Here is a 15,285-nt window from a genome sequence, read left to right as displayed (position 1 = left end):
TTATGCACGCACATCTGATCAAGCTGTTGAGCCTGTCCAGCCTCACCGCCGCCTTGATGGCCGCCGCTGGTGTCGCTCGGGCAGACGACTCGCAAGCGCCGACGTTCAAGGCCGAGCCTTGCTGCTCGCTGTGCCCGGCCGCGCATGATGCGAAAAACTACACCACGCGCTATCAGCAGAACTTCACCACACTGGTCCAGGCGCAGGGCGACTGGCTGTTCCGGACTCAGGAAGACCTGCGCACCGAGTTCGACACCACGCCTGCCGGCTACCGCCGCATGAAAGAACTGCACGATGCGTTCAAGAGCAAGGGTGTCGAACTGGTCGTGGTCTATCAACCGACCCGTGGTCTGGTAGATCGCAACAAGCTTTTTCCGGCTGAACGCGACAAGTTCGACTATGACAAGGCGCTGAAAAACTATCAGGCCATGCTCGGCCGCTTCAGCAAGATGGGTTACTGGGTACCGGACCTGTCGCCGTTGACCAACGAGCAGCAGGCGCATGACTTCTACTTCCGCGGTGACCAGCACTGGACGCCTTACGGCGCACAACGCACGGCGAAAATCGTCGCCGAAACCGTGAAAAAGATTCCGGCCTACGGCGATATCCCCAAGCGTGAGTTCGAAAGCCATATTTCCGGTCGCATGGGCAAAACGGGCACTTTGCACAATATGGCGGGTCAATTGTGCGGCACCAGCTATGCGATCCAGTACATGGATCAATTCACCACCGAACCCAAGGGTGAGGCGGGCGACGGTGACCTGTTCGGCGATTCCGGCAACCCGGAGATCACGCTGGTCGGCACCAGTCACAGCGGCAAGAACTACAACTTCGCTGGCTTCCTGCAGGAATACATGGGTGCCGACGTGTTGAACGTAGCGTTCCCTGGTGGTGGTCTGGAAGGTTCGATGCTGCAGTACCTGGGCAGTGAAGACTTCCAGAAGCGTCCGCCGAAAATTCTCATCTGGGAATTCTCGCCGCTGTATCGCCTGGATCAGGAAACCATCTATCGCCAGATGATGGCGCTGCTGGACAACGGCTGCGAAGGCAAGCCTGCGGTAATGAGCGCCAGCACCACCCTCAAGCCGGGCACCAACGAAGTGTTGGTCAATGGCAAGAATGGCATCAAGGATATCCGCAACGGCAGCAATCAGATCGATATCAAGTTTGACGATACTTCGGTGAAAGTCCTTCAAGCCAGGCTCTGGTACATGAACGGGCGTCACGAAGATCTGAAAATCGAAAAACCGGAAACGTCCGATACTGACGGACGCTTCGCGTTCGAACTGCGCGAAGACGAGGACTGGGCTAACCAGCAATTGCTGGCGCTGGAGATCCAGGGACCGGAAGCAGGCACGGCACCACAGAAAGTCGAAGCCAAAGTATGCAAACGCAACGTGTTCCCGAGCGCTGCGACACACACCGCTCAAGCCGGACTATGAGGTGACTTATGCAGACTCCTAAACTGATACGCCCTGCCCTGCTGTCGATGGCAATTCTGTCATCGATGGCCTGGGCTACGGGTGCGTCCGCCGCACTGGTTCCACCCAAGGGCTATGACGCCCCGATCGAAAAAATGAAGACTGGCGATCACAACTTCAGCTGTGAAGCCATTCCAAAGCCGTACACCGACAAGCTGGTTTTCCGCAGCAAGTACGAAGGTTCGGACAAGGCACGTGCGACCCTCAACGCCGTGTCGGAAGAAGCATTTCGCGATGCGACCAAGGACATCACTGACCTTGAGCGCGGCGTCAGCAAAGTCGTGATGCAGTACATGCGTGACGGTCGTCCGGAACAGCTCGATTGCGCGCTGAACATGATGACCACCTGGGCCAAGGCCGATGCGCTGGAGTCGCGCGAGTTCAACCACACCGGCAAGTCCATGCGCAAATGGGCACTGGGCAGCATGTCCTCCGCCTACCTGCGTCTGAAGTTCTCCGAGTCGCACCCGCTGGCCAATCGTCAGCAGGACGCGAAGATCATCGAAGCATGGTTCAGCAAGCTGGCCGACCAGGTGGTCAGCGACTGGAGCAACCTGCCGCTGGAAAAAATCAACAACCACTCGTACTGGGCCGCTTGGTCAGTGATGGCAACCGCCGTCGCCACCAACCGCCAGGACCTGTTCGACTGGGCTGTGAAGGAATACAAGGTCGCCGCCAATCAGGTGGACAAGGACGGTTTCCTGCCTAACGAGATGAAGCGTCGTCAACGCGCGCTGTCGTATCACAACTACGCCCTGCCGCCGCTCGCGATGATCGCCAGTTTCGCCCAGGCCAACGGTGTCGATCTGCGTCCGGAAAACAATGGTGCCTTGAAGCGTCTGGGTGACCGTGTGCTGGCGGGTGTCAAAGACCCTTCGATTTTCGCTGAACACAACGGCGAGAAACAGGACATGACGGACTTGAAGAAAGATCCGAAATTCGCCTGGCTCGAACCGTACTGCTCGCTCTACACCTGCAGCCCGGATGTGCTGGAAGAGAAACACGAAAAGCAGCCGTTCAAGACTTTCCGCCTCGGCGGTGACCTGACCAAGGTCTACGACCCGACGCACGAGAAAGGCGACAAGGGCGACAACGACGGTTCGTGATTCACAGAGGTCTTTGTGGGAGCGAGCTTGCTCGCGAAGAGGCACGCCCAGACGCTGAATCCGTGAGACCGGACCTCGCCTGAGCTGCTTCACCGACAAGCCGTAACGCGACGTGTTTTACCCCCCAATTTCAACGGGGGGTTTGGGGGGGCTTTGAGCCCTTGAATGTTGGACAAACGGAGAGATAAGGATGGTTTTCTCATCCAACGTGTTCCTGTTCCTGTTCATGCCGATCTTCCTCGGCTTGTACTACTTGAGCGGGCAACGCTATCGCAATCTGCTGTTGCTGATTGCCAGCTATATCTTCTACGCCTGGTGGCGTGTGGACTTTCTGGCGTTGTTCATCGGCGTGACCGTCTGGAACTACTGGATCGGTCTCAAGGTAGGCGCAGCAGGTGTGCGGACCAAACCGGCACAGCGCTGGCTGCTGCTCGGCGTAATCGTGGACCTGTGTATTCTGGGCTACTTCAAATACGCCAACTTCGGTGTGGACAGCATCAACGCAGCCATGACCTCGATGGGTCTGGAACCGTTCATCCTGACCCACGTGCTGTTGCCGATCGGTATCTCGTTCTATGTCTTCGAGTCCATCAGCTACATCATCGACGTTTACCGCGGTGACACCCCGGCCACGCGCAACCTGATCGACTTCGCTGCATTCGTCGCGATCTTCCCGCACCTGATCGCCGGCCCCGTGCTGCGTTTCCGCGATCTGGCCGACCAGTTCAACAACCGTACACACACGCTGGACAAGTTCTCTGAGGGTGCCACGCGCTTCATGCAGGGCTTCATCAAGAAAGTGTTCATCGCCGACACCCTGGCGGTGGTCGCCGACCACTGCTTCGCCTTGCAAAACCCGACCACCGGCGACGCCTGGCTGGGTGCGCTGGCCTACACCGCGCAGCTGTACTTCGACTTCTCCGGTTATAGCGACATGGCCATCGGTCTGGGTCTGATGATGGGTTTCCGCTTCATGGAAAACTTCAAACAGCCCTACATCAGCCAGTCGATCACCGAGTTCTGGCGTCGCTGGCACATCAGCCTGTCCACCTGGCTGCGTGACTACCTGTACATCACGCTGGGCGGCAACCGTGGCGGCAAGGTTGCGACCTACCGCAACCTGTTCCTGACCATGCTGCTCGGCGGTCTGTGGCACGGTGCCAACGTCACCTACATCATCTGGGGTGCCTGGCACGGCATGTGGCTGGCGATCGAAAAAGCGGTCGGTATCAACACCAAACCCTACAGTTTCAACCCGATCCGCTGGGCACTGACCTTCCTGCTGGTGGTCATAGGCTGGGTCATCTTCCGCGCTGAAAACCTGCATGTCGCCGGTCGTATGTACAGCGCCATGTTCAGCTTCGGCGAGTGGCAGCTGTCGGAACTCAACCGCGCCAGCCTGACCGGTCTGCAAGTGGCAACACTGGTGGTGGCGTATCTGACGCTGGCGTTCTTCGGTCTGCGCGACTTCTACCAGAACCGCGAAAAAGACACCGGCAAGAGCGCCAAGGCTGACGGTCCTGCGACCGCCCAACCGGGCACCATCAAGGCCGTTCCCGGCGATGCTCCCGGCAGTCTGCACCTGCCAGGCTACACCGTGGGCAGCGAAGCCCAGGTGCAGCCCGCGTACTGGGTTGCCGACTGGCCACGTTACGCCATGCGTGCACTGATCCTGCTGCTGTTCGTGGCTTCGATTCTCAAACTCTCGGCGCAAAGCTTCTCGCCGTTCCTTTACTTCCAGTTCTGAGGAGCCTGACATGACCCGTTCATTACGAATCCTCTATATCGCCATCTTCCTGGCCATTCTGCTGGTCCTGGGCGTCTGGTCGCTGCGCAGCTTCAGCACCTTCTCGACGTCGGCCGAGACCACTGTGCTCAACGGCAAATGGACCAAGGCGGCGGAAACTCATTACGACGATGAGTTCCCGATCAAGCGCCTGGGCACCAACCTCTGGGCGGCGCTGGATTTCAAACTGTTCAACGAAGGTCGTCCGGGCGTAGTGCTCGGCAAGGACCAGTGGTTGTACACCGACGAAGAGTTCGACGCGGTTGCCAACGGCGAGCAGAACGAAGCCGACAACCTGGCGATCATTCAGGGTGTGCGTGACGCGCTGGAAAAACAGGGCACCAAACTGGTCCTGGCGATTGTTCCGGCAAAAACCCGTCTGTACCCGGAGCACATCGGTGACAGCAAGCCTGCCAGCCTGCACACCGACCTGTATCAGCAGTTCCACGCTCAGGTCGCCAAGGCCGGGATCTTTGCCCCGGACCTGTTGGCACCGCTGCAAGCTGCCAAGCAACAGGGCCAGGTTTTCCTACGCACCGACACCCACTGGACGCCAATGGGTGCCGAAGTCGCCGCGCAGCAACTGAGCGCCGCGATTGCCCAGAAAACACCACTGGAAGGTGAACCTGAGCAGTTCGTCACACAAGCCAAGGGAACCGAAGCCTACAAAGGTGACCTGACTACATTCCTGCCGCTCGATCCGCTGTTCAGCAACATGCTGCCCAAGCCGGACGAGTTGCAGAAACGCAGTACCGATCCGGTAGCAGGCGAAGCGGCAGGCGGTGACGCACTGTTCGCAGACAGCGACATCCCGGTGGGTCTGGTGGGCACCAGCTACAGCGCCAACCCTAACTGGAACTTCGTCGGTGCCTTGAAAGAAGCGCTGCGCAGCGATGTCGTCAACTACGCCGAAGACGGCCATGGCCCAATTCTGCCGATGCTCAAGTACCTGCAGACCGATGCTTTCAAGAACACCCCGCCGCAAGTGGTGATCTGGGAATTCCCGGAGCGCTACCTGCCGGCACACAACGATCTTGGCGAGTTCGATCCGAAGTGGATCGCCGAGCTGAAGAAATCGCGTGACACCCAAGAAAACGTGGCGCTCAACGCCAAACAATCCGAGTCGCCCAACCGGGCGCAAAACTGAGAGGACTGACTCATGACTTTTAACACTACTGCCAACCGTTCGGCCGCAAAACGCATTTTCAAAACCTGCGCAATGGCCGCAGGTCTGGGCCTGATGTCCCTGCAGGCTTTCGCCGGTGACTCCGCCCTGTACGGCCCGACCGCACCAAAAGGCTCGACCTTCGTGCGTGTCTACAACGCCAGCAACGCCGAAATCAGCGCCACCGTTGGCAACACCAACCTCAACGAAGTCGCGCCACTGGGCAGCACTGCGTTCAGCTTCATGCCACAGGGCGACTACACCGCCAAGCTGGGCAGCCAGAGCCTGCCGGTGAAACTGGCGGGTGATCACTACTACACCATCGTCAACAACGCCAGCGGCAAACCGCAGCTGGTTGAAGAGCCGCCGTTCAAGAACAAGCAGAAATCCCTGGTTCGCGTTCAGAACCTCAGCGACAAGTCCCTGACTCTGAAAACCGCCGACGGCAAGACCGAAGTGGTCAACGCCGTAGCGGCCAAAGGCACCGGCGAGCGTGAGATCAACCCGGTCAAAGTCAGCCTGGCGCTGTACGACGGCGACAAGAAAGTCACCGATGTGAAACCAGTGGCACTGGAGCGTGGCGAAGCCGCTGTGCTCTACATCACCGGCAGTGGCAGCAGCCTCTCGCCAGTGTGGGTCAAGCCACCGGTTGCAACCCGCTAAACGGATTATGCAGGTCGGTTCAGGGCATCAGCGCTGAACCGACCCGCGCGGAACAAGAACAAGACAGAAACGACAGACACCTCGTACGGCCCTAATTGAATGCTTTTGGAGAAACAAAATGATTCCAGTTATCTTGTCAGGCGGTAGTGGTTCACGACTCTGGCCGCTTTCGCGTAAACAATTCCCTAAACAGTTCCTGGCACTGACCGGCGAGCACACCCTGTTCCAGCAAACCCTGGAGCGTTTGGTGTTCGAGGGCATGCAGGAGCCTATCGTGGTCTGCAACAAGGACCACCGTTTCATCGTCAACGAGCAACTCGCTGCACTGAACCTGGAAACCCAGGCGATCCTCATGGAACCGTTCGGCCGCAACACGGCGCCAGCCGTTGCCCTGACCGCCATGAAGCTGGTAAACGAAGGCAATGACGGCCTGATGCTGGTGCTGCCAGCCGACCACGTCATCGAAGACCAGAAAGCCCTGCAACGCGCACTGGCACTGGCGACCGTCGCCGCAGAGCGTGGCGAAATGGTGCTGTTCGGCGTACCGGCCAACAAGCCTGAAACCGGCTATGGCTACATCAAGTCCACCGCCGATGCCCTGCTGCCGGAAGGCGTCAGCCGCGTGTCGCAGTTCGTCGAAAAACCTGACGAAAAACGCGCCAGGGAATTCGTCGAAGCCGGTGGTTACTACTGGAACAGCGGCATGTTCCTGTTCCGCGCCAGCCGCTTCCTGGAAGAGCTGAAAAAGCACGATCCGGACATCTACGACACCTGCCTGCTGACCCTTGAGCGCAGCGTGCAGGACGGCGATGCGCTGGAAATCGACGCTTCCACCTTCGCTTGCTGCCCGGACAACTCCATCGACTACGCGGTCATGGAAAAAACCCAGCGCGCCTGCGTCGTACCGCTGTCGGCCGGCTGGAGCGATGTCGGCTGCTGGTCGTCGCTGTGGGAAGTCAACGCCAAGGACGCCAACGGCAACGTCACCAAGGGCGACGTCGTCATCCAGGACAGCCGCAACTGCATGATCCACGGCAACGGCAAACTGGTGTCGGTGATCGGTCTGGACAACATCGTGGTCGTCGAAACCAAGGACGCGATGATGATTGCCCACAAGGACAAGGTCCAGGGCGTCAAGCAGATGGTCGCCACCCTCAACGAACAGGGCCGCACCGAGACCCAGAACCACCTCGAAGTGTACCGTCCGTGGGGCTCCTACGATTCGGTGGACATGGGCGGTCGCTTCCAGGTCAAGCGTATCTCCGTCAAGCCGGGTGCCTGCCTGTCGCTGCAGATGCACCACCACCGCGCCGAACACTGGATCGTGGTATCCGGTACTGCGCAGGTGACCTGTGACGAGAACGTGTTCCTGCTCACCGAAAACCAGTCCACCTACATCCCGATCGCCTCGGTCCATCGCCTGCGCAACCCAGGCAAGATCCCGTTGGAAATCATCGAAGTGCAATCGGGCAGCTACCTGGGCGAAGACGACATCGAGCGTTTCGAAGATATCTACGGTCGTTCGAACGCGCTTGAAGCGGGTGTGAAGACGCAAACTATCGCTCGTTGATAGGGTTTTAGCTGCACGCTACATAGCCTCCGGCGACTCATTGTTGCCGGGGGCTTTTTCATTTGCATAGGTATGCTTGCTTATACACATTCATAACCCGCCAGGTACTTACAGTTCTGTAAACCTCAAGTCCCTGCAACCTTAAATACGCGGCTATTAGCCACTGTCATTTCTGTCAGTAGTACTACCTGCCCACCATGGTTAGGATTGTTTGAACGCAGCCAGCCAACGCTGCACGTTCAAACAGGAGCTATCCGATATGGCTACGCCATCTGCACCCACCCTCCCGACCCCGGTTGTACAAGGAGCGTCAGCAAAAAAAGAAATCTCGTTGAGTAAAGGCATCGTTCTGGAATTACCCGCATTCAAAGACCCACGCTGTACCTTCGTCATACTGAACCTGGTCAATGCAGATAACAGCAACCGTCCGCTGTTATCAGGCTCATCGCCCATAACATCAGGTGAACCAACAATCATAACGCTTGAGAATACAGGCACGGATCCATCCATGATCTTTAAACCGACCCACAAGGCCAGGATTACCGGCACTGTGCAGGTGACAGATATGGACACTTGGCCCGATACCCCGGAATCTGCCGTTTACAGCTTTATTGAGTAATATCAGCCTGGCGCGAAGAGACCTCGGTGAGCATCGGAGTTTCTTTGACCTGTCTCATGTACCGTCATTGGTCAACCACACTGGTTTCTGTAGGATGTCCGGCACTGCCCCCTGCTGGAGACCTGCATGTTTATCGGCATCCTGTTGATCCTGACCTGGCTTGTGTTGTTATTGCGCTACCCCGCCAAGGCCTTGCCGGTCTCGTTGGCTGCGGCGGTCGGGCTTGGGGTCGTGGCGGCTGTGGTGATCTGGCAGGACAGCCAGGAAACGCGCCAGCTTGAGCGCCTGGAAATCCGCCTCGGATACGATCCGCAAGGCTGCCCGGCAGATCGTCCCTTGCAGGTCAGCATCACCAATACCAATCAGGTCGCGTTGCAGGAACTGCGCTGGCGGATCGCGGCCTATGCGCCCGGCGACTCGGTGAATCTGGCGGATAACACCTACACCTCTGCACGCTACCGCGGCCCCGGCGAACTTCAGGCCAAAGGTACGTGGCAGGATTGCGTGCCACTGCCTGCACTGCGCAATGGCTATCGCCCGCAAACCCTGGAATTTCGCGCAGAACATCTACAAGGCAGTTTCTCGGACTGACCACAAGGATCTCCCTCATGCCCATCGCTTTGATTACAGGCTGTTCCAGCGGAATCGGTCGTGCACTGGCCGATGCGTTCAAGGCCACTGGCTATGAAGTCTGGGCCACTGCACGCAAGGCCGAGGATGTCGCTGCACTCAGTGCCGCGGGCTTCATTGCCGTGCAGCTGGATGTCAACGACGGACTGGCGCTGGAGCAACTGGCCGCCGGCCTGGAGCACAGCGGTCTGGATGTGTTGATCAATAACGCTGGCTATGGCGCGATGGGGCCGCTGCTCGACGGCGGCGTGGATGCCTTGCAGCGGCAGTTTGAAACCAATGTGTTTTCCGTCATCGGCGTTACCCGCGCGCTGTTTGCGGCGCTGCGTCGCAACAAAGGCCTGGTAGTCAATATCGGTAGCGTTTCAGGTGTATTGGTCACCCCTTTTGCGGGTGCTTACTGCGCTTCCAAGGCCGCGGTGCATGCCCTCAGCGATGCGCTGCGTCTGGAGTTGGCACCATTTGGCGTACAGGTGATGGAGGTCCAGCCCGGCGCCATTGCTTCAAGCTTCGCAAAAAACGCCAGTCACGAAGCCGAGCAGTTGATCAGCGAGCAATCACCCTGGTGGCCGATCCGCGAAGGCATTCGCGCACGCGCCAAGGCTTCACTGGACAACCCTACACCCGCAACAGAATTCGCCCGCGACCTGCTCAAAGCCGTGCAACACACCCATCCGCCACGCCTTCTGCGTCTTGGCAACGGCTCACGCCTGCTGCCGCTGATGGCGTGGTTGCTGCCCAAAGGGCTACTGGATATGGGCCTGAGAAAACGCTTTGGATTGAACACCGACTTGTGACGCAGAGCGTCACGAACTGCATTCCCACGCTGGAGCGTGCGGAACGATCACCTGCCTATCGTGCGACGCTCCGATTCGTCAATCCCAATGCTGGAGCGTAGGGAGCGATCATCGCAATTATCGTGCGACGCTCCGCGTCGCATGCCGTTCTGGACGCTCTGCGTCCTCAAGCATCAGCCGCCTATCGGCCTGACAATCACCGTGCAGGTCATTCCCGCCGCCAGCACCGCTGTTCTGTAGCCGAGTCTTGTAACTATCGTGCGACGCTCCGCGTCGCATGCCGTTCTGGACGCTCTGCGTCCTCTAGCATCAGCCGTCTATCGGCCTGACGATCACCGTGCAGGTCATTCCCGCCGCCAGCACCGCTGTTCTGTAGCCGAGTCTTGTAACTATCGTGCGACGCTCCGCGTCGCATGCCGTTCTGGACGCTCTGCGTCCTCAAGCATCAGCCGTCTAGCGGCCTGACAATCACCGTGCAGGTCATTCCCGCCGCCAGCACCGCTGTTCTGTAGCCGAGTCTTGTAACTATCGTGCGACGCTCCGCGTCGCATGCCGTTCTGGACGCTCTGCGTCCTCTAGCATCAGCCGTCTATCGGCCTGACGATCACCGTGCAGGTCATTCCCGCCGCCAGCAATACGCTTTCCGGTACGGAATCCAGATGAATGCGCACCGGCACGCGCTGGGCCAGACGCACCCAGTTGAAGGTCGGGTTCACGTCAGCGATCAATTCGCGACTTTGCGGGTTGTCGCGGTCGTAGATACCGCGTGCGATGCTTTCGACATGGCCTTTTAGCACTTCGCCACTCATCAACTGCATATCGGCAGGATCGCCCACGTTAAGGTGCGGCAACTTGGTTTCCTCGAAAAAACCGTAGACCCAGAACGAGTTCATATCGACCACGGCCATCTTCGCTTCGCCAATGCGTGCATAGTCGCCACGATGGACGTTCAGATTGGTGACGTAACCGTCCACCGCCGCCAACACCCGCGTGCGGGACAGGTTAAGTTCGGCCGCTTCCAGTTGCGCCTGCGCCAGCTGGTAATCAGCCAGCGCCGAGGTGGCGACATTGCTCGCGTCGTCACGGTTTTCTGCCGAAATGACCAGTTCATCCATGTCGGCACGGCGCTTCGCGTTGAGCTTGCGCATCTCCCACGTCGCCTTGCGTGAAGCCAGCAACGCCTGCGCCTGGCGGACTGCGATCCGGTAATGTTCCGGGTCGATCTGCATCAGCAAATCGCCGCGTTTTACCCGTTGATTGTCGTGCACCGGCACATCGACCACGGTGCCGGACACATCGGCGGCTACATTGATGATATCGGCGCGTACCCGACCATCACGAGTCCACGGCGTATCCATGTAGTCGACCCACAGCGTACGACCAACCCAGAGCGCGATTGCCAACACCAACAATGTGGCAAGAAGGCTATAGAACTTTTTCATGCGGATATTTCTCGACTCAGGCGTCAACGATAAAGGGGCAGCGCCAGAGCGCCGAAGATGCAGATAAACAGGCCCAGACGCAGCAAGGCCGGGTGCCAGAAATGCCGATACAGGTCAAAACCAGCCAGCAGACGATCCAGCGCCCATGCCAGAACCACGGCCAGCAGAAAGATCAGCGTGAGGGTCGGCATATACAGACCGTGGAAGGCTATTTCACGCGGCATGGGCGACTCCTGAAGCGGTTCGCTCGACGCCATAGACAGCAAGCGGCGATTGCGGGTCCAGCAGCGAGGTGCGGATAAAGTGCAGATAGCTTTTCACCCGACGCAGCACCGAGGTGTCGAAATGCGAGGCGAAGGGTTCATCGGCCTCCTGCACCCGTTTGATGGCCTGATCGACCGCCGACAGGCCGCGCTGCAGATTGACCGCATCGGGCTGGATGAACAGGCGTACCAAGGCGCGTCCCATGACGCGCAACGCGATGCGCCAGGGTTGGTATTCGGCGTAGGCCGGATGAATCGGCAGAATTGCCTGTTCGCGGCGCAGCTCGATAATGGCGTGGCCGATTTCCAGCACCACGAACATCCAGCGCAACAGCTCGCGCTGCACCAAGGGTTTGCTGATCGCCAGACCGTACGCCTGATGCATCAGGTCGCGGGTCTGGCTTTCGAAGCTTGAACCCAGACGCTTGAGCGGTGCGCCAATCGCAAACACCACCTGATTGCGCAAGGCCTGCTCCAGACGCTGCCACATCCAGCGGCTGTTGGGTGGCAGGATGATCGCCCCCGCTGCGGCACAGATCAGCATGCCGATGACCATCGCGAGGTAATCGTTGATGAAGGTGTAAGGGTTGTAGACCGTCAGGTTGTCCGGCACCGAGCCCAGGCTGAAAAAAATCAGCAGCCCCAGGCCGTATCCCGTCCACTGCGGACGTGAACCCAGAAAGGCGCCGAGCACAAACACCGGGGCCAGTAGCAGGCACAGCAACGGAAAACCGTCGATGTGCGGGAACAGAAAAAAGGTTTCGACAAAACCCAGCAGCGCGCCGAGCAACGTACCGCCGGCCATTTGCAGCGACATGCGTCTGGGGTTGTGGGTGGTCGACGACAGAGCAACGGTGGCCGCCGAGGCCAGGACCATGCTCGCGCCGCTGGGCCAGGCCGTCAGCACCCAATATGCACTCATCAGGCCGACCACGCAGGTCGCGCGGGCTCCGGACGCCAGGGCTGTCATCCAGTGGGTATGCGGCACGAATGACGCGTTCCACTGTTCACGCACATGGGTGTGATCGGCCAGCGATGCGTGGGTCAGCGCGTAATCATGCAGCTCGCTGACCAGCCGGTACAGCAGCTCGAACGCCGTATGAAAATCGAGTCGTTCGGCGTCGCTCGGCAGGGTGTGTTCCAGCTCGGCGCGCAGTCTTCTGACCCGCTCGGGCAACTGCGCCCTGCACGTCTCAAGGCGCGTGACCAGCAGCGCAGCATCATCATTGGTCAACGCGCGGTCGGCGAAGCCATCGAGCAGTTCTGCGAGGGTTTCAAGACCGGGACCGATGTACCTCAACACCGTATCGGCACGTTCCAGCCGCAGCCGTTCAAGCAACTGATGCAGTGCATTGAAGCGCGTCGTAACGGCCATGAACTCGCTGTTCAAGCGATTGAGCCGCCCGTTGCGCCGGCGCATGTGCGGGTCCTCGAACACTGTGACGCTGCGCAGCCCTTCCAGACCGATGGCCTCGGCGACGAAGCGCACGTTTCCGGTTTCAAATGCCGTGCGTGCAATCTCCCCGCGCAAACCCTCGGCCATGAAACGGGCGAATACGCCGAAGCGCTGGTACAGCGCATTGCGCATAGCGGCACTGGAACTCTGCGGCAGAATTGCCGCACTCACCGCAGTGGAACAGAGGATCCCCAGGGTGATTTCCAGCACTCGCCACACCGCTGACATGAATGAACCTTCGGGGTGCGCCAGGGCGGGCAGCCCTACCATCGCAGCCGTATACCCCGCCAGCACAAAGCCGTAAGCGCGAAAGTTGCGATAACGTGCCGCACCTGCTGAGCAGACACCGACCCAGAGCGCCAGGCTGCCGAGAAACGGCAGCGGGTTCTGCGCAAACAGGGCCATCAACAGCACCATCATGGCCGACCCGGCCAGCGTACCCAGCAGGCGGTAAAAACTTTTGGCAAACACCTGCCCGCTCTGCGGCTGCATGACGATGAACACGGTGATAATCGCCGTGTGCGGCTGCGGCAACTCCAGGCGCAGAGCCAGCCAGTACGTCAGAAATGCAGCGATCAATACCTTGAAAAGGTAAACCCAGGTCACCCCGTCACTGCGCGCCCAACTACGAAATTCACGACGCCAGGGCAGAGCGGTCACGCGTTCAAAGGCAGCAATCATTTCGCACACTCAAGATCAGCCGTGGTGTGTGAAGGATGGCAACCGCCGCTCTCCCCACCCAGCGCTACCACCAGCCCGGCATAGGCATTAAGGCGCGCAGCCTCGACCTGTTGCTGAATCTGCTGCTGGCGAAACAACTGGGTCCGTGCGTTGAGTACGTTCAGGTAATCGGTCAGCCCGCGCTGCCAGGCGATCAACGCAATGTCGTAGGTCTTTTGTGCCGACGCCACCGACTCGGCGGCAAGTGCCTGTTGCTTGTCCATCGAGGCGCGACGAATAAGCTGGTCGGAAATACTTTTCAACGCCGTCACCAGCGTCTGGTTGTAACGCGCCACGGCCTGGTCATACGCGGCCGACGCCTGCCCCAGCTGCGCCCGCAAGCGCCCGCCGTCAAAAATCGGCAAGCTGATGGCTGGCCCGACCTTGTAACCCAGCTTGCTGCCGGTCAGAAACTCCAGCATGCCGCCGCCCGTGGCCATGTAGCTCAGGCTGCCGACCAGATCGACATTGGGATAAAAGCCCGCATGCGCAACGTCGATACCACGCGCTTGCGCCGCAACCTGCCAACGAGCGGCCACCACGTCAGGCCGCCGCCCCAGCAGTTCAGCGGGCAATGCCGACGGCAATTTCAGCTCGGTGTGCAACGACAGCGTGGGCCGTTGCAGCGCCGCGCCCTCTCCCGGCCCCTTGCCTGCCAGCGCGGCCAGCTGATTGCGGCTCAGGGCGATGGCCTCTTGCAGCGCATCAATCTGCCGGTGGGCCTCGGGCAATGGCGTTTCGGCCTGACTGATTTCGAAATGCGTGCCGATCCCGCCCTTGAGGCGACGCTGCGCCAGATCGAGTATCTGTTGCTGCTGGGCCAGCGCTGCCTCGGCGATATCCAGTCGGGCGTATTCAAGGGCCAGCTGGATGTAGGCGCGAACCACGTTTTCCTGCAATTCGAGCTGCGCCTGACGCTGCTCGGCAGCACTCACGTGCGCCAGATCAAGGGCCTGCTCGCTGGCGTTGCGTTCACGCCCCCACAGGTCCAGCGCGTAGCTCAGGCCCAGCGACGCATTGTTGTCCCAGGTGCGAGTATCGGCCAGCGCTCCGGGACCATAAAACTGATCCTCGGGCCAGTCGTGGCGCATCAGGCTGGCACTGCCCTGCACCTGCACCGACTCGGATGACTCGGCGATCTGCGCCATCGCTCTTGCCTGGCGCACACGGGCAGCGGCCAGCGCCAGACCCGGGCTGCCAAGCGTAGCAATATCGACCCAGTGATTGAGTTGCGCATCGCCGTAGGCACTCCACCATTGCGCTGCGGGCCAATGGGCGTCGAGGGCAGCGCTCTGAATCGCCTGATCGGTGGCCAGGCTGTCCGCGTGCAGAAGACTGCCCTGCGGTTTGATTCCATGTGTTCCGATACAGCCGTTGAGGACCAGCGTAAAAGCCAGGATACCGACGGGCCAGAGCCCTCTGATGATGCGACGCGGCACAGCTGCGAGTTCCCGAACGGAGGTAATACACCTTGAATGGCGGCGATTCTAGGCGGCGCTCGACGCGGTGATAAGCGGGGAGATTTGTGAATCTTTGTTACTGAAACGGCGATAATCCTTTGGTCTGGATACATGCATCCGTTACTTC

General features: G+C 59.6%; 13 protein-coding genes. 9 read left to right on the top strand and 4 right to left on the bottom strand.

Annotation, left to right across the window (positions count from 1 at the left end):
- Nucleotides 1-2 precede the first annotated feature (2 nt).
- The 9 genes from KP808_RS05205 to KP808_RS05165 all read left to right on the top strand — a co-directional run bounded on the left by KP808_RS05205 (nt 3) and on the right by KP808_RS05165 (nt 9,817).
- Nucleotides 3-1,442 carry an alginate O-acetyltransferase AlgX-related protein gene (locus KP808_RS05205; protein ID WP_058400617.1) on the top strand — a complete coding sequence of 480 codons (1,440 nt, stop codon included), beginning with the start codon at nt 3-5 and terminating at the stop codon, nt 1,440-1,442.
- 8 nt (nt 1,443-1,450) lie between these two features.
- The gene (locus KP808_RS05200) at nt 1,451-2,587 is read left to right on the top strand and encodes a mannuronate-specific alginate lyase (RefSeq protein ID WP_230017605.1); all 1,137 of its coding nucleotides are present in this window, start codon (nt 1,451-1,453) and stop codon (nt 2,585-2,587) included.
- 190 nt (nt 2,588-2,777) lie between these two features.
- Nucleotides 2,778-4,334 (top strand): MBOAT family O-acyltransferase, encoded by a 1,557-nt coding sequence (locus tag KP808_RS05195; protein ID WP_058400616.1) that lies wholly within the window; start codon nt 2,778-2,780, stop codon nt 4,332-4,334.
- Nucleotides 4,335-4,344: 10 nt separating this feature from the next.
- On the top strand, nt 4,345-5,520 hold the full coding sequence (locus KP808_RS05190) for an alginate O-acetyltransferase (protein ID WP_031595142.1): 1,176 nt from the start codon (nt 4,345-4,347) through the stop codon (nt 5,518-5,520).
- Between the two features lie 12 nt (nt 5,521-5,532).
- Nucleotides 5,533-6,201 (top strand): alginate O-acetyltransferase AlgF, encoded by a 669-nt coding sequence (locus tag KP808_RS05185; RefSeq protein ID WP_002552248.1) that lies wholly within the window; start codon nt 5,533-5,535, stop codon nt 6,199-6,201.
- A gap of 118 nt (nt 6,202-6,319) precedes the next feature.
- Nucleotides 6,320-7,771: a mannose-1-phosphate guanylyltransferase/mannose-6-phosphate isomerase gene (locus KP808_RS05180; protein WP_004663964.1), complete on the top strand. Its 1,452-nt coding sequence runs from the start codon at nt 6,320-6,322 to the stop codon at nt 7,769-7,771.
- 259 nt (nt 7,772-8,030) lie between these two features.
- Nucleotides 8,031-8,390: a hypothetical protein gene (locus KP808_RS05175; RefSeq protein WP_058400613.1), complete on the top strand. Its 360-nt coding sequence runs from the start codon at nt 8,031-8,033 to the stop codon at nt 8,388-8,390.
- Nucleotides 8,391-8,516: 126 nt separating this feature from the next.
- Nucleotides 8,517-8,981 (top strand): hypothetical protein, encoded by a 465-nt coding sequence (locus KP808_RS05170; protein WP_054077852.1) that lies wholly within the window; start codon nt 8,517-8,519, stop codon nt 8,979-8,981.
- Nucleotides 8,982-8,998: 17 nt separating this feature from the next.
- Nucleotides 8,999-9,817 (top strand): SDR family oxidoreductase, encoded by an 819-nt coding sequence (locus KP808_RS05165; RefSeq protein ID WP_122258166.1) that lies wholly within the window; start codon nt 8,999-9,001, stop codon nt 9,815-9,817.
- A gap of 581 nt (nt 9,818-10,398) precedes the next feature.
- Here KP808_RS05165 and KP808_RS05160 read toward each other — a convergent pair.
- Genes KP808_RS05160 through KP808_RS05145 form a run of 4 tightly spaced genes read right to left on the bottom strand, consistent with a single transcriptional unit; the run spans nt 10,399 to nt 15,137 of the window.
- On the bottom strand, nt 10,399-11,259 hold the full coding sequence (locus KP808_RS05160) for an efflux RND transporter periplasmic adaptor subunit (protein WP_219171030.1): 861 nt from the start codon (nt 11,257-11,259) through the stop codon (nt 10,399-10,401).
- A gap of 23 nt (nt 11,260-11,282) precedes the next feature.
- Nucleotides 11,283-11,483 carry a DUF1656 domain-containing protein gene (locus tag KP808_RS05155; protein WP_005752937.1) on the bottom strand — a complete coding sequence of 67 codons (201 nt, stop codon included), beginning with the start codon at nt 11,481-11,483 and terminating at the stop codon, nt 11,283-11,285.
- Nucleotides 11,473-13,659: an FUSC family protein gene (locus tag KP808_RS05150; protein WP_230017598.1), complete on the bottom strand. Its 2,187-nt coding sequence runs from the start codon at nt 13,657-13,659 to the stop codon at nt 11,473-11,475. Before KP808_RS05150 ends, KP808_RS05155 begins: the two co-directional genes overlap by 11 nt.
- The gene (locus tag KP808_RS05145) at nt 13,656-15,137 is read right to left on the bottom strand and encodes an efflux transporter outer membrane subunit (RefSeq protein ID WP_230017593.1); all 1,482 of its coding nucleotides are present in this window, start codon (nt 15,135-15,137) and stop codon (nt 13,656-13,658) included. Before KP808_RS05145 ends, KP808_RS05150 begins: the two co-directional genes overlap by 4 nt.
- Between the last annotated feature and the right edge of the window lie 148 nt (nt 15,138-15,285).

The organism is Pseudomonas savastanoi, assembly GCF_020917325.1.
Taxonomy (GTDB): Bacteria; Pseudomonadota; Gammaproteobacteria; order Pseudomonadales; family Pseudomonadaceae; genus Aquipseudomonas; species Aquipseudomonas amygdali.
This window is presented reverse-complemented; position numbering and strand designations above follow the sequence as displayed.